This is a genomic window from Methylobacterium sp. WL64, from assembly GCF_008039945.1.
Classification (GTDB): Bacteria; Pseudomonadota; Alphaproteobacteria; order Rhizobiales; family Beijerinckiaceae; genus Methylobacterium.
Genome location: NZ_VRVA01000056.1, coordinates 1 through 18,383, shown reverse-complemented (window position 1 = coordinate 18,383; position 18,383 = coordinate 1). Strand labels below are relative to the sequence as shown.

Sequence of the window (18,383 nt, the reverse complement as noted above, 5' to 3'; positions counted from 1 at the left end):
ATGACCGGGACAGGCACCGGAATCTTCGACGTGGCGGCGCTCGCGGCGGCGCTGCCCGACAGCGCGCGGACGCTCCTGGTCGACACCTACCTGACCGACCGGGCGGCGGCGAGCGCCCGGGTGTTCCGGGTCTACCGCCCGACCCCGCCGCACTATCACGCCACCTGCGACGAGTACCTGTACTGCCTGTCGGGACGCGGCACCGTCTGGCTGGGTGACCCCGCGAACCTCACACCGTTCGGCCCCGGCCAGCTCTTGTTCTTCGAGACGGGCACGGTGCACGCGATGCCGGAGATCGCCCCGGGCGAGCCGGTGACGTTCCTGTCGATCGACACCCCGCGGCGGGCCCCCACCGACATCATCTTCGTGAACCCCGAGGACGGCACCCCCGCCACCTTCATGGCGCGCAACGCCGACGCGTGAAGTCCCGGATCCAAAAGGTCCCGGACCTTTTGCGGGTGCAGGGCAGCGCCCTGCTGTCGGGGCCTGCCCCGACACCCCGCCAAAGGGCCGCAGGCCCTTTGGAAATCCCGTCTTTTCGGCCGCGAAACGACAGGCTTCCGGCGAGCGGTTGCCGGCGTACGCGTTTCGTTCTAGCAATGGCGTTGCATGTCGGGCCTGCGTCCCGCCGGCCTCACCTTGCCGTCGACCGCTCCGGGCTCGACATGAGCGGGTGCGGCGGCTGACCCGCGCGCAAAGCCAGCCCCGACCGCGTCGACGCCTCGAAAGACCGCCGCCCTCATGGCCAAAGCCCAAGCCGGAACCCGAGTCGGACCCCGCGTCGGCGCCAGCAAGGCCGCCCCCAAACCGTCTCCCGTGAAGGCGTCGTCCGCCAAAGCGCCGGCCGAGGCGGTTCCGGCCGAGCCTGAGCGGACGAACAAGCCCGCGCGTACGAAGAAGGCCGAGGCCCCCGCCCCCGTCCGCCTGGGCAGCAGCCGGAGCGCGGCCGCGGAGGCCGCCGTCGACGCCAAGCTGGAGGCCCTGTTCGACGCCGCGCCGCCGAGCGCCGCCGACCGGCGGGTGATCACGGTCCGGGGCGCCCGGGAGCACAACCTCAAGAACGTCGACCTGACGATCCCCCGGGACAAGCTCGTGGTGTTCACCGGGCTGTCGGGCTCGGGCAAGTCGTCGCTCGCCTTCGACACGATCTACGCCGAGGGGCAGCGCCGCTACGTCGAATCGCTCTCGGCCTATGCCCGCCAGTTCCTGGAGATGATGTCCAAGCCCGATGTCGACCAGATCGACGGGCTGTCGCCGGCGATCTCCATCGAGCAGAAGACCACCTCCAAGAACCCCCGGTCCACCGTCGGGACGGTGACCGAGATCTACGACTACATGCGCCTGCTCTGGGCGCGGGTCGGCATCCCCTACTCCCCGGCCACCGGCCTGCCGATCGAGAGCCAGACCGTCCAGCAGATGGTCGACCGGGTGCTGGAGCTGCCGGAGAAGAGCCGGCTGTACCTGCTCGCCCCGGTGGTCCGCGGCCGGAAGGGCGAGTACCGCAAGGAAATCGCCGAGTACCAAAAGAAAGGGTTTCAGCGGCTGCGGGTCGACGGCGAATATTACGCGATCGACGACGCGCCCAAGCTCGACAAGAAGTTCAAGCACGACATCGACGTGGTCGTCGACCGGATCGTGGTGCGGCCCGACATCGCCGCGCGGCTGGCCGATTCGTTCGAGACCGCGCTGGAGCTCGCCGACGGCATCAGCGAGATCGTGTTCGCCGACGCGCCGGAGGGCGAGGAGCCCCGGACGATCACGTTCTCGTCGCGTTTCGCCTGTCCCGTCTCGGGCTTCACCATCGCGGAGATCGAGCCGCGGCTGTTCTCGTTCAACAACCCGTTCGGCGCCTGCCCGACCTGCGGCGGCATCGGCCACGAGATGCGGATCGACCCCGAACTGGTGATCTCGGACCCTGCGCTCAGCTTGAAGCGCGGCGCGGTCGGCCCCTGGGCGAAATCGACCTCGCCCTATTACGGCCAGACGCTGGACGCGCTGGCGGAGCATTACGGCTTCAAGACGAGCGTGGCCTGGCAGAGCCTGCCGGAGGCGGCCCGCGCCGTCGTGCTGTACGGCTCCGGCAAGCAGGCGATCCGCTTCGCCTACGACGACGGCCTGCGCAAGTATGCGGTCAACAAGCCGTTCGAGGGCGTGATCCCGAACCTGGAGCGCCGCTACAAGGAGAGCGAGTCCGACGCGGTGCGGGAGGAAATCGGCCGGTTCATGAGCGAGACGCCCTGCGCGTCCTGCGGCGGCAAGCGGCTGAAGCCCGAGGCGCTGGCCGTGAAGGTCGCCATGGCCGATATCGGCGACGTGACGGCGCTGTCCGTTTCGGAAGCCCATCGCTGGTTCTCCGAATTGCCGGAGAAGCTGACGGCCAAGCAAAACGAGATCGCGGTCAGAATTCTCAAAGAAATCCGCGACCGGCTCAGCTTCCTGGTGGATGTCGGCCTCGAATACCTGACGCTGGCCCGCGGCTCCGGCTCCCTGTCGGGGGGCGAAAGCCAGCGCATCCGGCTGGCCTCGCAGATCGGCTCCGGGCTCACCGGCGTGCTCTACGTGCTGGACGAGCCCTCGATCGGGCTGCACCAGCGCGACAACGAGCGGCTGCTCGGCACGCTCAAGCGCCTGCGCGACCTCGGCAACTCGGTGATCGTGGTCGAGCACGACGAGGACGCGATCCTGCAGGCCGACTACGTGGTCGATGTCGGCCCGGGGGCGGGCATCCATGGCGGCGAGATCATCGCCCAGGGCACCCCCGCCGAGGTGCTGGCCAACCCGGCCTCGCTCACGGCCAAGTACCTCACCGGCGCGATGGCGGTCCGCACCCCGGCCGCGCGGCGCAAGAGCCGGAAGGGCAAGCTCGGGGTGTTCGGCGCCCGGGGCAACAACCTCAAGGACGTGGATATCGAGGTGCCGCTCGGCACCTTCACGTGCATCACCGGCGTCTCGGGCGGCGGCAAGTCCACCCTGGTGATCGACACCCTGTACAAGGCCGTCGCAAAGAAGCTGAACGGGGCGCTGGAGCACCCGGCCCCGTACGACAGGCTCGAGGGGCTGGAGCATCTCGACAAGGTCATCGACATCGACCAGTCGCCGATCGGCCGGACGCCGCGCTCGAACCCCGCCACCTATATCGGCGCCTTCACGCCGATCCGCGACTGGTTCGCGGGCCTGCCCGAGGCCAAGGCCCGGGGCTACCAGCCGGGGCGCTTCTCGTTCAACGTGAAGGGCGGGCGCTGCGAGGCCTGCTCGGGCGACGGCGTCATCAAGATCGAGATGCACTTCCTGCCGGACGTCTACGTCACCTGCGACGTATGCAAGGGCAAGCGCTACGACCGCGAGACCCTGGAGGTGAAGTACCGCGGCAAGTCCATCGCCGACGTGCTCGATTCCACCGTCGAGGAGGCGGCCGAGCTGTTCAAGGCGGTCCCGGCGATCCGCGAGAAGCTCGAGACCCTGAAGCGGGTCGGCCTGCACTACGTCCATGTCGGCCAGCAGGCCACCACCCTGTCGGGGGGCGAGGCGCAGCGGGTGAAGCTGTCCAAGGAACTGTCGAAGCGCGCCACGGGCCGCACGCTCTACATCCTCGACGAGCCGACCACCGGGCTGCACTTCCACGACGTGGCCAAGCTCATGGAGGTGCTCCACGAGCTGGTGGACCAGGGCAACACGGTGGTGGTGATCGAGCACAATCTCGAAGTGATCAAGACTGCCGACTGGGTGATCGACATGGGGCCCGAGGGCGGGGACGGCGGTGGCCGGGTGGTGGCGCTCGGCACCCCGGAGGAGATCGCCCGCTCGAAGGCGAGCCATACCGGCCGGTTCCTGCGCGAGGTCTTGGCCCGTCGCCCCGCCCCGCAGACCGGCCGCCGCAGCGCCGCCGAATAGGCGCCGGCCGGGCTCGAGGCGGCAGATTCTGCCCGGTGCGGCCCGAAAATCCGCCCGGGACCGCCTCCGCGCCCCGTGATTCGGCCGGCTCCCGCCCGTCTTCGGCCGGGGATCGGCCGTCCGGAGCGGGGTTTCCGGGTTCGGCGCCCGGCTGGGACGAATGCCCGTTCACCCACCCCTAGTTGCCGGATTCTCCCGCCAAAGTGCCGGGAGGTCCCGGGCAACAGCTTGACCGTTCAACGATATTTTGCCGGCCGGCCGCCCGCTATTCAATCCTGGGGACTGTGTTGCATCGCCGCAAAAATGCGTCTTTTGCGCAACGGTTCGGCCGGTTTTGCCGCTTCGACCGGCATTCCACTGTCATTCCGCAGGTCTCTGTAGAATAGTCATTGGCGTTGAGACGGGCGGGCTCCGTGGGGGCGCTCGGCACACCGGAAGTCGGCAGCCGCCAATGGCGAGCAGACCGGCAGGGTAGTGCCGAATGCGGGACGGAAGCCTTGAGACCTTGGGAAGGACAGAAACAATGATGAAGAACTGGCTCGCGGCCGGCGCGGTCGCGCTCACGGTCGGCATGACCTCGACGATCGCTCAGGCGCAGACCACGACGGTTCCGGGCGAGCAGGTCGGCCTCGCCATCGGCGCGCCGCTGCCCGAGGGTATCTACGCGATCAACACCTTCACGTTCCGCCGCACCGATGGCCGGAACGATCCCGATACCGCCGTCAACGTCCCGGTGCTGGTCTGGTCGACCCCGCTTGTGCCGTTCGGCGGCCGCATCGAGCTGCTCGTCGCCCCCCCGACCGTGTTCGCCTTCACCCGCAACCCGGCTGGCGTGCGCAACAAGGACATCTCGATCAACGTCGGCACCTTCGTCGGCGGCATCTGGGCGTTCGACCTCGGCAACAACTTCGGCGTCAGCTTGCTCGGCGGCGCGTACCTGAACGACCTCAACGGCGATCGCGGCTCGATCATCACCGCCAACGGCACGACCGCCACCCCGGTGCTGCCGCAGCTCTCCTCGAACACCTACCGCTTCGGCGTGGCCGGCAGCTACACCGGCGACGGCTGGAACATCACCGGCAACCTGACCGCCAACATCTACGATTCGCCCGGCCGCTTCGGTGGTCCGGTCGGCGCGGCGCTCGGCCCGTTCTACCTGTCCAACGCCCTGAACTTCGACCTCACCGCGACCAAGAAGTTCGGCAACTTCGAGATCGGTCCGGTCGCCTACGGCACCTACAACTTCGACATCGGCCAGTTCAGCGCGGCCGCCAACAACCGCGGCCGGTTCGCCGTCGGCGGCCTGATCGGCTACGACTTCAAGGTCTTCACCGTGCAGGCCTACGTCGCCCGCGACGTGGTCACCGGCGCGCAGATCGCCGCGACGCCGTTCAGCCGCGCCCGCAGCGACTACTCGACGGACGGCTGGCTGCGCCTGATCGTGCCGCTGTACTCGCCGGCCCCGGTCTCGCCGGTCCCGACCGCCCTGGTCCGCAAGTACTGATCGACAAGTCCTGATCGAACCGAGATCCGGGTTCCCACCGCGCAGGCGGTGGGGAGCCCGGATCTCCGCCATCCCGTCCGCCAGGACGGCGAACCGCCCGGCCACCGCCGGGCGGTTTTTTCATGCCCGGCCGGACCATGCCCCTGGACCCGGGCGGATATTCAGATCCTGCGAAACCTTTCCGCCCGAGGACCCGTAAGCGGCGACGTAATCCCGGTCCTCGCTCGATCCCGGGATACCTCAGGGAAGGAAACACCAGGATGCTCAACGTTATCGGAGGCCGGCGCGCGGCCCGGGCGGTCGCCCTCGCTCTGACCCTCGGCCTCGGTGCGACCGGCGCGGCCTACGCCAAGAACCCGATGGTCGGCGGCGCGCCGATGTATGCCAGCAAGACGATCGTCGAGAACGCGGTCAACTCCAAGGACCACACCACCCTGGTCGCCGCCGTGAAGGCCGCCGGCCTCGTCGAGACGCTGAGCGGCCCCGGCCCGTTCACGGTGTTCGCGCCCACGAACGCCGCCTTCGCCAAGCTGCCGCCGGGCACCGTCGAGAGCCTGGTGCAGCCCCAGAACAAGCCCACGCTGACCAAGATCCTGACCTACCACGTCGTCCCGGGCGTCTACACCGCGCAGGACCTGGTGGCTTTGGTCAAGAAGGGCGGCGGCCAGGGCCAGCTCACCACGGTCGAGGGCGAGCCGCTCGCCGTGGCGGTGCAGGGCAAGAAGGTCCTGATCACCGACGTGAAGGGCAACACCGCCACGGTGACGATCCCGAACGTGATGCAGTCGAACGGCGTGATCCACGTGATCAACGCCGTGCTGACCCCCTGATCCGGATTCCGTGATCCGACCCACCCGCGGCGCCGCTCCGGCGCTGCGGGTTCCTCACTGTTGCTACTCGGCGATCAGCTTGCCGGTATAGACCACCGGTCCCGTGGGCTGGCCGCTCGGCGAGCCGCCCGGAGGCTCCACGGAGACCGCCAGCACCCCGTCCGGCGCGGCGCCCTGCGGCAGGGTCACCCGGGTCGCACCGCCCCCGACGAGGCCGAGCGGCTTCGGGCCCTCGGCGCCGACATACCACAGCTCCAAGCTCCGGCCCGCGGGCGCCTCGGCCCCGACCGGCCGGACCTGGGCGGTGCCGGTGCGGGTGTCGACGCGCACGATCAGCGCCGGGAGCGCGCCGCCGCCCTGCACCACCGCGAGGTAGCGGCCGCCCTCCGGCTCCGGCCGCAGGCCCACCGCCACGAACAGCGCCAGCCCGGCCGCCAGCAGCCCGGCCCCCGCGGTGGCGATGCGCCAGCGCCGGACCTGCCGCCGCAGATGGGCGAGGGGATCGCGGAGACGGGGATCTTGAGTGACGGGATCGCCGGCGAGGGGATTGCCCCCCTGCGGAGCGGTCGATCCGCCGGGCCCAACCGGGAGCGCGCGCAGCAGCGCCGCCCGCACCCGCGGCGACGGCATCACCGGCGGGATGGCACCGAGCAGGGGCGAGAATCGCCGCTCCCAGGCCTGCACCCGGGCGACAGCGGCGGTATCGGTGGCGAGCGCGAGCGCCATCGCGGCCCGCTCTTCGCGGTCGAGGGTGCCGAGCACGTACTCGGCCGCGCGCAGGTCCGGATCCGAGCCGGGATCCGCGGTCAGGTCGCCTGGCCCGCCGGTCACGTGACCGCCTCCAGGCAGGTCTTCAGCGATGCGAGCGCCCGGTGCAGCCAGGTCTTGATCGTGTTGACCGGCCGGTCGTAGCGCTCGGCCAGCTCGTCGCGGGAGCGGCCCTCGCAATAGGCCAGCACCACGCAATCCCGGTGCGCCGGCTCCAGCCGGCCGAGGCAGGCCCCGAGCGCGTCCCGGTCCAGGAACGCCGCGGCGTCGTCGTGCGGGTCCATCAACCGCGCCACCCAATCCTCTCCGTCATCCCGCACCGGTCCCTGAACCTCGGCGGCCCCCTTCCGGCGCAGGCCGTCGATCGCCCGGTTCCGGGCGATCGTGCACAGCCATGCGAGCGGGCGTCCGGCCTCGGGGTCGTAGCTCCCGGCCGCCTGCCAGATCCGCAGATACGCGTCTTGCAGGACGTCCTCGGCGAGCGACCGATCGCGTTGGATACGCAGGATCACGCCGAAGAGTTTCGGGCTGGTCAGGTCGTAGAGTTCGGCCAGGGCGGCCGCCTCGCCGCGCCCGATCTCGAACAGCAGCCGGCGCAGCCGCGCATCGTCGGCGCCATGAAGGCCCGGCGGCACCCGGTCCTGAGTCGCCCCCGCGGCAAAGATCGGTCCGGCCAAGATCCGTTCCTGCGTCCGCGCGCCGTTCCCCTGCCGGTCGCGCTCCCGTAAGATAGCTCTAAGCGCCCCCGCGTGTCCTGTCACATCGCCGGCCCGCACCGGATCGCGGACGTGTCGTCGGCTGCCGATCCGCGCGCGGCGCCGCGCCACGGGTGTCGCAGGCCGTGGCGACAGCCTATCTTAGTCTGATTTCGCGCATCCGGCGGTGCCGGAGCAGAGCGAACGAGTCGAAGGAATCTCATGGCGACGCAGGGCGAGTGGAAGATCCCCGCGCAGGCCCAGCCCAGGCCTGCGGATTACGGCTACGATCTCGATCGGGCGCTCTCGTCGGTGCTCGCCCTCTCGGCGCGGGTGCCCGAGAGCGCCTTCACGGCCGAGACCCTCGGCACCGAGCGCGCCGGCAACGGCGTGGTGATCCGGGAAGACGGGCTGGTGCTCACGGTCGGCTATCTCGTCACGGAGGCGGAGAGCGTCTGGCTCACCACCCGGGAGGGCCGCTCCGTGCAGGGCCACGTGCTCGGCTTCGATGCCGCCACCGGCTTCGGCCTGGTCCAGGCCCTGGGCGATCTCGGCGTCCCGGCCCTGCCGCTCGGCCAGTCGGCCGGCCTGAAGACCGGCGACCGGGCCGTGGTGGCGGGGGCGGGCGGGCGCCAGCGCTGCGTCGCTGTCGAGGTCGTCGCCCGGCAGGAATTCGCCGGGTACTGGGAGTATGTCCTCGACGAGGCCCTGTTCACCGCCCCGGCCCACCCCCATTGGGGCGGCACCGCGCTGATCGGCGCGCAGGGCGAGCTGCTCGGCATCGGCTCCCTGCAATTGCAGCAGGGCGGCAGCAGCAATGCCCGCCCGATCAACATGGTGGTGCCGATCGACCTGCTGCCGCCGATCCTCGACGACCTGGCCACGCGCGGGCGCGCCAACCGGCCGCCGCGGCCCTGGCTCGGCCTCTACGCCACCGAGAGCGAGGAGGGCATCGTGGTCATGGGCCTCGCCGACGGCGGCCCGGCCGAGACCGGCGGCCTGCGCGGCGGCGACGTGATCGAGGCGGTGGCCGGCGAGCCGATCCCGGACCTCGCCGCCCTGTTCCGCAGCATCTGGGCGCTGGGCGAGGCCGGCGTCCGCGTCCCGCTCACCGTGCGCCGCGACGGGCGCAGCGTGAAGCTCGCCCTGGTCTCGGCCGACCGGGAGCGGTTCCTGCGCACGCCCTCGCTGCACTGAAGGCGCGGTGCGGGAAACCGTCTCCGCCGGGGCCGCGTTTCCCGGGCGCGGAGCCTGCACCGGATACAACCACAGGCTCAGCATCCGTTCAGGCGGCGCGGCCGAGTCTCCCCCGACCGGCACCGATCCGCCGGACGTTTCGAGGAGATCTGTCATGGCGATTCTGAGCGCATCGCGCGCGAAGGCACTCGTTGTGGCCGCCGCGATCGCCGGCGGCCTCGGGCTCGCGGGCTCCGCCCAGGCGGCGGGCGGCTGCGGCCCGGGCTTCCACCCGAATCCCTGGGGCCTCTGCCGCCCGAACTGGGGTCCCCGCCCCTATTACGGGCGCCGGCCGGTCTATTATGGCGGCTACGTCCGCCCGCGTCCCTTCTACCGCCCCTATGGCCGCCCGTTCTACCGGCCCTACGGCTTCTACGGCCCGCGCCCGTTCTACTGAGCGCCGCCTCCGTTTTGCGCTGCGAAGGGCGCCCCGCCGGCCGGCGGGGCGCCCTTCGCGCGTTCAGACCGGGTCTCCGCATGCGCACAAAGAATGACCAGCCGGGAAGGTTGCCGGTTTCTTAATCCGCGTATGCAGCCCACGCAGACCAGATCCTTGGCCTTTCGACTCCTGCTGCGCCGCGGGAGGTTTATATGTGCGTTGCACCAACAAGAGGCAGCGATGCGCAACGGCGCGCCACTCACTGCCCGAACAGAGGTCAATACACTCCATGTCCGCCGCTCGTAGCGTCCTGGGTCGCGTCCGCGCCTATCTCCGGTACCGCGACACCGTCTCCCAGCTGTCCCGCCTCTCGGATCGCGACCTTGCCGATCTCGGCATCAACCGTAGCGAGATCCACGGCATCGCCCGCGTCTGATCTCCCGAACCATCGCGATTCGATTCAAAGGACCGCCGCCCGTTGATCCGGGCGACGGTCCTTCGCTATTCTGGGATATGACACAGACCCTACACATCGTCGGCGGCGGCCTGGCGGGATCCGAGGCGGCCTGGCAGGTGGCCGAGGCCGGCCATCGCGCCGTGATCCACGAGATGCGGCCGGTCCGCGGCACCGAGGCCCACCAGACCGACGGCCTGGCCGAGCTCGTCTGCTCGAACTCGTTCCGGTCGGACGACCCGGAGAGCAACGCCGTCGGGCTGCTCCATCAGGAGATGCGCTCCTTGAGCTCGCTGATCATGCGGGCGGCCGACGCGAACCAGGTGCCGGCAGGGGGCGCCCTGGCGGTGGATCGCGAAGGCTTCTCCGCCACGGTGACCCGGGCCCTCGAGGAGCATCCCAACGTCACGATCGCGCGCGGCGAGGTCGAGGGCCTGCCGCCGGAGGAGTGGGGGCCCTGCATCGTCGCCACCGGCCCGCTGACCGCCCCGGCGCTCGCCGAGGGCATCCGGGCGCTCACCGGCGCCGAGTCGCTCGCCTTCTTCGACGCCATCGCGCCGATCGTGCACCGCGACTCGATCGACATGGACGTGGCGTGGTTCCAGTCCCGCTACGACAAGCCCGGTCCCGGCGGCACAGGGGCCGACTATCTCAACTGCCCGATGGACCGGGCGCAGTACGACGCCTTCGTGGCCGCCCTGGTGGCGGGGGACAAGATCGGGTTCAAGCAGTGGGAGGGGACGCCGTATTTCGACGGCTGCCTGCCGATCGAGGTGATGGCCGAGCGCGGCCCCGAGACCCTGCGGCACGGCCCGATGAAGCCCGTGGGGCTCACCAACCCGCGCGACCCGCAGGTCAAGGCCTGCGCGATCGTGCAGCTGCGCCAGGACAACGCGCTGGGCACCCTCTACAACATGGTCGGCTTCCAGACGAAGCTGACCTACGCCGAGCAGGTCCGGATCTTCCGCACGATTCCCGGCCTGGAGCGGGCCGAGTTCGCCCGGCTCGGCGGCCTGCACCGCAACACCTATCTCGACAGTCCGCGCCTCTTGGACGCCACCCTCCGGCTGAAGGCCCGGCCGGCCTTGCGCTTCGCCGGCCAGATCACCGGCTGCGAGGGCTATGTCGAGAGTGCCTCGGTCGGGCTGATGGCGGGGCGCTTCGCGGTGGCCGAGGCGGCGGGCCGGCCGCTCAGCCCCCTGCCCCAGACCACGGCGCTCGGCGCCCTCATCGCCCACATCACCGGCGGCCATGTCGGGGCCGACGGCGAGGTCAACGCGCCGCGCTCGTTCCAGCCGATGAACGTCAATTTCGGCCTGTTCCCGCCGCTCGCCCAGGCCCCCCGCAACGAGACCGGCCGCCGCCTGCGCGGCCCGGAGAAGGCTGTGCTGAAGAAGCGGGTGCTCACAGACCGCGCCCGGGCCGACCTCGCCGCCTGGATGGCCGGCGCCCCCGTGGCGGATTGGCGGCTGGCGGCGGCCGAGTAGCGCGGCACGTCATGGTTTCGAAAGGTCTGTGACCTTTCGCGGGTGCAGGGCAGAGCCCTGCTGTCAGGCTCCGCCCCGACACCCCGCCAAAGGGCTCGCCCTTTGGAAACCCACAGGCGCGCATGGCGCTTGCACCGCCCGTGCGTTCAGCCCCGGGGACCGCATGACCGAGATCGATACCGAAACCTTCCTGGCCGACCTCTACGCCCTGCGCGCGATCGGCCGGTTCCGCACCGGCGTCCACCGGCCGACCTTCTCGCCCCAGGACATGGACTCGCGCCGCTGGCTGATGGCCCGTCTGGAGGCCTGCGGGCTGGAGGCGTTGATCGACGGGATCGGCAACGTGCTCGGGCGCCATCGCGGGCCCGGACCCCACCTCCTGGTCGGCAGCCACATCGAGACCCAGAACGAGGCCGGTTGGCTCGACGGGGCGCTGGGCGTGGTCGCCGGGTTGGCCCTGGCCCGGGCCGGGCTGCCCGTCGACGTCGTCGCCTTCGCGGACGAGGAGGGGCACTTCTCCGGCGGCTTCCTGGGCAGCCGCTCGGCGATCGGCGACCTCACCGAGGCCGAGATCGACGCCGCCTACAACCGCACCGACGGCACGCCGCTCCGCGCGGCCCTCGAAGCCGCCGGGCTCGCCGGATTGCCGCGGCTGCGGATCGACCCGGCCCGCTACCGGGGCTTCCTGGAACTGCATATCGAGCAGGGGACGCAGCTCGAATCCGCCGGCCTGCATCTCGGCGTGGTCAGCGGCATCGTGGCGATCTGGCAATTCCGGATCGTGTTCGACGGCAACCAGGACCATGCCGGCGGCACCACCATGGCCGAGCGCCGGGATGCGGGGCTCTCGGCGATACGCCTGCTCGCGGCGATCGACCGGGAATTCCCGAAACTCTGCGGCCCGCGCAGCACCTGGACCACGGGGCGGATCACCCTGGATCCCGGCGGCTACAGCATCATCCCGGGCCGGGCCGAGGTGGCTTTCCAGTTCCGCGACGTATCGATCCCGGTGCTGGAGCGGATGGAAGCCTGCCTCGAGGCACTGGTGCGCGAATCCAACCGGCGCGAGCGCTGCCCCGCCACGCTCACGGTCCTGTCCAAGGCCGTTCCCGCCCCCTGCGACCCGGGCCTGATGCGGGCCCTCTCCGAGGCTGCCGAGCAGGTCTGTCCCGGCCACTGGCAGGTGATGCCCTCGGGCGCCGGCCACGACGCCCAGAACATCGCCCGGATCCTCCCGGCCGCGATGCTGTTCGTCCCATCGATCGGCGGCATCAGCCATCATTGGGCGGAGGATACCAGCGACGCGGACCTGGCCTTTGGCGTGCGCGCGCTCGGCGCGGCGGCGGCGCGGGTGCTGGCGGGGTGAGGCTGCTGTCGCGCAGGACGGCGACAAGCGCCGCGTCCTCGTCGGGCGCTTGTGGCGGAGCGAGGGCCGGCCAGCGTCGGCCCTCCACCATCGAAGCAACGCTCCCCGCGCCCAACCGTTGACCCGCATCGATGCCGGAGGGCGGCCATGCGGATTCGCAAGGAAGCGACCTATGACGGGGTGTGGACCGTGTTCGTCGGCGACGGGCTCTGCTTCAGCGACCTGAGCGAGCCGGCCGCCGACGCGCTGGTGGCGGCGTTCGCACAGCGGTTCGCCGACGCGGAAGCGTGAGCCTCAGGCGCCCGGGATCAGCGACTGAATCGGGATCAGGTCCGGGCGGTATTCCTGCATCCCGCCGGCGATCCGTTCTTCCACGGCGTCGAGGAATTTCTCGGGGTCGGTGATCGAGCACTGGCGCAGGTCCCAGAAGGCGTAGCGCCACCAGCGCACCGCCAGGTAGCGCTCGATCAGCGCGTCGGGGAAGCGCATCTTCACCACCCGGGCCGGGCTGCCGGCCACGATCGCGTAGGGCGGCACGTCCTTGGTCACCACCGCCATGGCGCCGATGATCGCCCCGTCGCCGATGGTGATGTCGGGCATCAGGAAGGCGCCGTGGCCGATATAGACGTCGTTGCCGATGCGCACGCGCTTGGGCCACAGGTAGGGCCCGCAGATCTCGTAATCCTCGGCGCGCGGATCGTGGTGGTCGAACACCGCCGAATGGTGCGTGTAGAACAGCGGCGAGGTCGAGCCGCAATGCACCGGGTGGCTGCCGCGCCCGACCTGCACGCTCTCGCCGATCGAGCAGTAGCGGGCGATGTCGGCGCCGAAATAGTAGCCGCTCACCGCGTACGAGAACGCCCCCATGGTGAGGCAGTAATCGATCCCCATCCACTTGATGCTGCACGGCGGCTCGAAGGTGCAATCCTCCGGCAGGCCGAACGGAGCCGGATGCAGCACCGAGATGCCGCGCCGCAGCATCTCCTGCTTCATGTCCTCGTTGACGGAGATCATGCGGCGTCCTCGTCGAGTGGGTTTTGCGCCCCGGCCGGATTCAGGTCCAGGACGTAGTAGTCGCGCATCAGGTCGTCGTATTCGGGCGCCTGGATCGGCACCGAAAGCTCTCCGCCGGGGGAGACGTCGATCGCCAGCAGCCGGTCGTTGAAGGCGCCCGGATCGTTGGCCAAGGCGTAGGGCAGGCCATGGCCGTTCGGGTAGGCGCGCAGCCGGTCGCCCTGGGCGCCGAGGTCGAAGGCCGCCACCGGCAGGCCGGTCCGCAGCCCGAGCGTCAGGGCGTACGAGTAGGTCTCCGGCCAGATCGCCGGCAGCAGGATCAGGTCGGCGGAAACCCGCCCGACGAGATCCAGCGCCTCGGCGTCGCCGGCATAGCGGCCGGTCTGGGTCACCGCGGCCCGCTCCAGGCCGCCCGTGAGCGCGGGATCGGTGTAGCCCACGATCGCGAAGCGCAGCGGCAGCTTCCGGTCCTGCGCGTCGGTCGCCAGCGCCTGGAGGAACAGGCCGCCCTTGGTGGCGCTGATCGCGCCGAGCACCGCGACCCGGCGCACGCGGCCCGGCCGGCGCAGGGCGGTGGAGCGCACGCTCCGGTCGTGCTCGACGTGCGGCCGCACCGTGATCGCCAGCTCCGGATACACCGCCCCGATCCGCCCCGCCGTGTCGGCCGACGGCGCGAACACCCGCGCCGCCCCGGCCAGGAACCGCCCGAACACGGCCCGGCGCTCCTCAGGATCGGGCTCCTCGTAGCCGTCCGCGTCCGAGGCCAGGCAGTCCCGGCACACAGGCACCGGCGCCAGCCCGCAATAGCGCCCGTCCGGCATCACCAGGTGGTTGCGGTGGCAGACCGGCGAGAAGTCGTGCAGCGTCCAGGCGTAGGGCCGCCCCGAGCCGGCGACCAGATCCATCAGGGCGCGCGCCGCGTTCCAGCGCAGGCCCGCCAGCGAGTGCACGTGGATCAAGAGCGGCGCCAGCTGCTCCACGAAGGCGGAGACCGCCTCGGCGTCGCGGGGCAGGTACAGGCTGTCCAGGTTCGGCAGGTACACGAACTCCCGGCTGCGGTACGAGACGTTGACCTGGATGTTGCGGGCCCGGTCGACCGAGAGCAGCACCACGGCCACGCCCTCGGCTTTGAGCCGGGCGATCATGTCGTCGATGTGCCGCTGGATGCCGCCACCCCAGCTGTGGGTCACGAACAGCACCGCCCGGCCGCGGAAGTGCCGGGCCAGCCGGTACAGGTCGAGCCGCGCCCGGCCGCGCCGGCCCGGATCGGCCTGGACGAACTGGCCGACCAGCGCCGGGTAGTCCGGGTGCTTGGCCAGCAAGGCCGCCTGGCCCTGGTCGTACTCGCCGCCCGGGTCGAGCCCGAACGAGATCTGCCCGGCATGGTAGACGTACACGTCCTCGGCGAGCAGGTTGGAGAACCCCGCCTTGCGGGCGCGCATGCACCAGTCGTTCTCCTCGCCGTAGCCCTTGCCGAAGGCGACCGCATCGAGGGTGCCGACGGCATCGAGCGCGGCGGCGGTCATATACATGCAGAAGCCGACCCCGGTGGGCACCTCGACCGAGCGGCCGCGGTTGAGCGCCTTGGCGGCCTGGTCGAGCTCGGGCCGGGGGATCTCCAGCGCCATGGCGTTGTTGGCGTTGAACTTCGGGTAGCTGCAGATCGTGGCGTTGCTGGACAGGGGCGTGACGCTGCCGACCGGCGGGCGGCCCTCCGTCTCGGCGGCCTCGGCGTGGGCGACCAGCCGGTCGAGCCAGTCGCCGAACACCTCGGCATCGGAGTTGAGCAGGACCACGGCGCGGCCCTGGCGCAGGGACAGGCCGCGGTTGACCGAGCGCACGAAGCCGAGGTTGTCTTGGTTCTCGACGAGGTGGAACAGGCCGCGGCCGGCGAGGTCCTTCAGGTCTGCGGTCAGCTGCGGGTCGGGGGACCGGTCGTTGACCGCGAGCAGGGTGAACGGGGTTTTTTGCGGGGCGGAGAGGCAGGCGTGGATGGCGCGCAGGGTCTCGCCGCGGCCCTTGTAGACCGGCATGATCACGACGACCCGGGCCTGGGCGAAGGTGAGCGCGCGGGGCAGGCCGTCCCAGTCCCGCGGCTCGGGCGCCTCCAAGGCCGGCCAAGTGCCGAGATCCTCCGGGCCGCCCATCAGCCCGGCGGCGCGGCCGGTGCGGACGTAGTGCAGGAATGGCGGTTCGCCCGGTGCGAACAGGTGGCCGTAGGTCTCCGCGTAGAAGGCGATCGAGAAGGCCTTGCTGGGGTCGCGGCCCTCGTGCTGGCCGTAGGCGACGAAATGGGCGAGTGGGCCGCCCGCCGCGCCGGCGACATCGGGATTGCGCTTCGCGTAGAACGCGGCGTCGAAGAAGGGCTCGATCAGCCGGGCCTGTTCCGCCAGGGCGTCCGCCTCGGAGGGCGCCGGGCCGTAATGCGGATCGAATGTTTCGGCCGCGATGTCGACGCCGTGCAGCAGCGCGGTGGCGAGGTGGTGGACGAGGGGCGCGATCCCGGTCTCCCGCACCCAGGGATGCGCGTCGAGATAGGCCTGGCCGTTGAAGTCGGCGCGCGGGTTGCGGCCGTCCCGCCAGCCGGCGTCGCAATAATCGCGGACCGCGTCGGCGTCCTCCGCCAGGCCGTAGCGCTGCCGGTAGAAGGCATGGTCGAAATGGAGCGCCGCCAGCCCGGCCTGCAGGTCCAGGGACGCCCTCCGGTCCAGGGACGCCGGCCGGTCCAGGGGCTTCCGGCTGACCGCGCCGAGCCAGAGCGTGTCCTCCACGGGCGGACGCGCCGGGCGCAGGCCGCAGACGCGCAGCAGCGCGTCGAGCGTCGACCGGCCCGGGCCGGGATCGCGCAGCTCCCGCCAGCCGCTTGTGGCGAAGTCGAGGTAGGGGCCGGCCTCCCCCACATCCGCGTAGGTCGCCCGGTACCAGGCCTCGTCCACGGCCGGGACGTTCAACCTGTCCGGGCCCGCGAACGGCTTTTTCCCCGCGAGCCGGGTCTCGGCCACGTACCGGAAGAACGGGTCGCCGATCACTGCCCGGCTGCCGGCGCGCGCCTGCACGAAGCCGGCTGGGTCGAAATCCTGGCGCGGGCTGCGCAGCGCACGCCAGCCGCCGGCCACGTAGGCCCGCATCAGCTCCGCGTCGGAGCCCTCCTCCGGCTCGTCCAGCCCTTGGCGAAAATAGGCGGCGTCGAAGTAGGGCGCGAGCGCCTCGGCCTGAAGCGCGAAAAGATCCTTGGGCTCGAGCCGGGCCGGGCCGCCGTGCAGGACGTAGTGCACCAGCGGGTTCTGGGTCGCGTAGGAGATGTTTCGGGTCAGGCAGTAGGCCAGGGTGTCGAAATGCGGCGACGGCTCGCGGCCCTCGCGCCAGCCGGACGCCATGTAGTGGCCGGCCGGATCGACGCCGGCGGCCTGCAGGTCGGGGTTGTTGGCGAGGTAGAACGCGCTGTCCACGAGGCGGCGGGCCAGGCGCTCGGCCTGCCCGGTGTCGGGCCTGGGCAGGGCGCCGCCTTTAGCGCGCTGCGCCGTCACCCAGTGCAGGAACGGGTTGATGCCGGCGGCGGCCAGATACGGCCGCGCGGCGAGGTAGTCGGCGGTCGAGAAGTCGGGCCGCGGATCCCGGCCCGCGCGCCAGCCGACCGTGAAGTAGTCGCGCGCTGGATCGACCGTGATGCCGTACCAGCTCGCGTAGAAGCCCGTATCGACATGCGGCTCCAGCGCCGCGACCAGGCGCGTCTCGAGGGTGTCGCCGGCTCCGGCCTCGGCGTCGGCCCAGCGGGCCTGCAGCGCGCCGGGCCGGCCCAGCGGGTCGCTGATCTGGCGCCAGCCGAGGCGCAGGACGCGCGCGGACTCCGTGACGCCGCGCGCGACCGGCCGGCCAAGGCGGCGCTTGAACCGCCCGAGGGTCGGGGGCAAACCGAGGCGCATCTCAGGGCTCTGCGGGGGTATGGTCGCCGCGCGCCGTCACGAGGCGCGGCATCCGTCGGCCGCCTTCGGGGTCGACGCGGTCGAGGCGCTGGTCTCGGATCGGATCATGGTCGGCAGCGTCGGGGGCGTGCGAGGCGCGGAGGCGGGCCTCGCATTCTTCGCCCGTCGAACTAACGGAACCGGCCGAGTCCGTAAACCATGGGCCGGCCCGTCCTCGGCCTGCGCGGCCGCGTGATCCGGCCTGGCCGCTTGTCGGGGACCGGGGTCCGCGATATCGAAGCGGCCCTTGATCCAACGCGCTCGCTGATGCCGTACCGGTCTCCACGTCGGCGGCGCGCGCTCTCTCGAGACCGGATCGACGCCATGCGCCGCCTCGCCGGCTTTCCAGTCCGGCCCCCCCGCTCGATCGATGCCGACCCGCGGGGCCCTCGACGCCGGGCAGACCGTCGCAGTGGAGCGGGCGTGCGCGGCCGGAGCCCGGCCCGTGCCTGATCCAGGACTGGACCGCCTCGCGCTCGGCATCACCCTGTTCCGGCCGAGCCGGGACCAGGTGGACCGGGTGCTGGCGCACGCCGCGTCGGGATCCACCCGGGTGATCGCCTTCGACGATGGCGGCCTGGCGGATGCGGACGCGGAGCGCCTGGCCCGGGCCGGCGTCGCCGTGCTGTCGGCGGGGCGCAATGTCGGTATCGCCGAGGCGCTCAACCGGATCGCCGCATCGGCCCGGGCGGGCGGCGCCGAGGCCCTGCTGCTGCTCGACCAGGATGCCGAGCCGCCCGCCGGGCTGGCCGCGGCGCTGCTCGCCGCCCGCGACCGGCTCCGGGAGGCCGCGATTC

At 71.3% G+C, this 18,383-nt stretch carries 15 protein-coding genes and 1 pseudogene; 12 read left to right on the top strand and 4 right to left on the bottom strand.

Annotation, left to right across the window (positions count from 1 at the left end; all coding sequences use genetic code 11):
- The 4 genes from FV242_RS20465 (at window position 1) to FV242_RS20450 (ending at window position 6,225) form a co-directional block, all read left to right on the top strand.
- Window positions 1–423 (top strand): cupin domain-containing protein, encoded by a 423-nt coding sequence (locus FV242_RS20465; protein ID WP_147910578.1) that lies wholly within the window; start codon window positions 1–3, stop codon window positions 421–423.
- Between the two features lie 318 nt (window positions 424–741).
- A complete protein-coding gene (uvrA, locus tag FV242_RS20460; protein WP_147940175.1) occupies window positions 742–3,891 on the top strand; it encodes an excinuclease ABC subunit UvrA in 3,150 nt (1,049 codons plus the stop codon).
- Window positions 3,892–4,414: 523 nt separating this feature from the next.
- Window positions 4,415–5,395, top strand: coding sequence for a transporter (locus tag FV242_RS20455; RefSeq protein WP_147940174.1), 981 nt, complete (start codon window positions 4,415–4,417; stop codon window positions 5,393–5,395).
- A 260-nt stretch (window positions 5,396–5,655) separates the two neighbouring features.
- A complete protein-coding gene (locus FV242_RS20450) occupies window positions 5,656–6,225 on the top strand; it encodes a fasciclin domain-containing protein (RefSeq protein ID WP_147857251.1) in 570 nt (189 codons plus the stop codon).
- Window positions 6,226–6,288: 63 nt separating this feature from the next.
- Here the strand turns inward: FV242_RS20450 and FV242_RS20445 are convergent, their stop codons facing one another.
- Both FV242_RS20445 and FV242_RS20440 read right to left on the bottom strand, forming a co-directional pair.
- The gene (locus tag FV242_RS20445) at window positions 6,289–7,056 is read right to left on the bottom strand and encodes an anti-sigma factor (RefSeq protein ID WP_147940173.1); all 768 of its coding nucleotides are present in this window, start codon (window positions 7,054–7,056) and stop codon (window positions 6,289–6,291) included.
- Window positions 7,053–7,592: a sigma-70 family RNA polymerase sigma factor gene (locus tag FV242_RS20440; protein WP_246692408.1), complete on the bottom strand. Its 540-nt coding sequence runs from the start codon at window positions 7,590–7,592 to the stop codon at window positions 7,053–7,055. Before FV242_RS20440 ends, FV242_RS20445 begins: the two co-directional genes overlap by 4 nt.
- Before the next feature lie 318 nt (window positions 7,593–7,910).
- Here FV242_RS20440 and FV242_RS20435 point away from each other — a divergent pair, with 318 nt between their 5' ends.
- From FV242_RS20435 to FV242_RS34695, 6 genes are all read left to right on the top strand, one after another.
- Window positions 7,911–8,885, top strand: a complete 975-nt coding sequence (locus FV242_RS20435) for a S1C family serine protease (protein ID WP_147910470.1) — start codon at window positions 7,911–7,913, stop codon at window positions 8,883–8,885.
- A gap of 154 nt (window positions 8,886–9,039) precedes the next feature.
- A complete protein-coding gene (locus tag FV242_RS20430) occupies window positions 9,040–9,321 on the top strand; it encodes a hypothetical protein (RefSeq protein ID WP_147940172.1) in 282 nt (93 codons plus the stop codon).
- 271 nt (window positions 9,322–9,592) lie between these two features.
- Complete coding sequence (locus FV242_RS20425) at window positions 9,593–9,739, top strand: DUF1127 domain-containing protein (RefSeq protein WP_147857367.1); 147 nt, start codon at window positions 9,593–9,595, stop codon at window positions 9,737–9,739.
- Between the two features lie 77 nt (window positions 9,740–9,816).
- Window positions 9,817–11,244, top strand: coding sequence for a methylenetetrahydrofolate--tRNA-(uracil(54)-C(5))-methyltransferase (FADH(2)-oxidizing) TrmFO (trmFO, locus tag FV242_RS20420; RefSeq protein ID WP_147940171.1), 1,428 nt, complete (start codon window positions 9,817–9,819; stop codon window positions 11,242–11,244).
- 163 nt (window positions 11,245–11,407) lie between these two features.
- On the top strand, window positions 11,408–12,610 hold the full coding sequence (locus FV242_RS20415) for a Zn-dependent hydrolase (protein ID WP_147940170.1): 1,203 nt from the start codon (window positions 11,408–11,410) through the stop codon (window positions 12,608–12,610).
- Window positions 12,611–12,757: 147 nt separating this feature from the next.
- Entirely contained in the window at window positions 12,758–12,901 is a 144-nt protein-coding gene (locus FV242_RS34695) for a hypothetical protein (RefSeq protein ID WP_187193614.1), read from the top strand.
- 3 nt (window positions 12,902–12,904) lie between these two features.
- Here the strand turns inward: FV242_RS34695 and FV242_RS36125 are convergent, their stop codons facing one another.
- Window positions 12,905–13,624 (bottom strand): CatB-related O-acetyltransferase, encoded by a 720-nt coding sequence (locus FV242_RS36125; protein ID WP_147910474.1) that lies wholly within the window; start codon window positions 13,622–13,624, stop codon window positions 12,905–12,907.
- Window positions 13,621–17,547: a glycosyltransferase gene (locus FV242_RS20405; protein WP_147940169.1), complete on the bottom strand. Its 3,927-nt coding sequence runs from the start codon at window positions 17,545–17,547 to the stop codon at window positions 13,621–13,623. The genes FV242_RS36125 and FV242_RS20405 overlap by 4 nt, the downstream gene beginning before the upstream one ends.
- A 19-nt stretch (window positions 17,548–17,566) precedes the next feature.
- Here FV242_RS20405 and FV242_RS20400 point away from each other — a divergent pair, with 19 nt between their 5' ends.
- Both FV242_RS20400 and FV242_RS20395 read left to right on the top strand, forming a co-directional pair.
- Window positions 17,567–17,782 carry a hypothetical protein gene (locus FV242_RS20400; protein ID WP_147940168.1) on the top strand — a complete coding sequence of 72 codons (216 nt, stop codon included), beginning with the start codon at window positions 17,567–17,569 and terminating at the stop codon, window positions 17,780–17,782.
- Between the two features lie 249 nt (window positions 17,783–18,031).
- A pseudogene (locus FV242_RS20395) lies at window positions 18,032–18,383 on the top strand (rhamnosyltransferase); the annotation flags it as partial.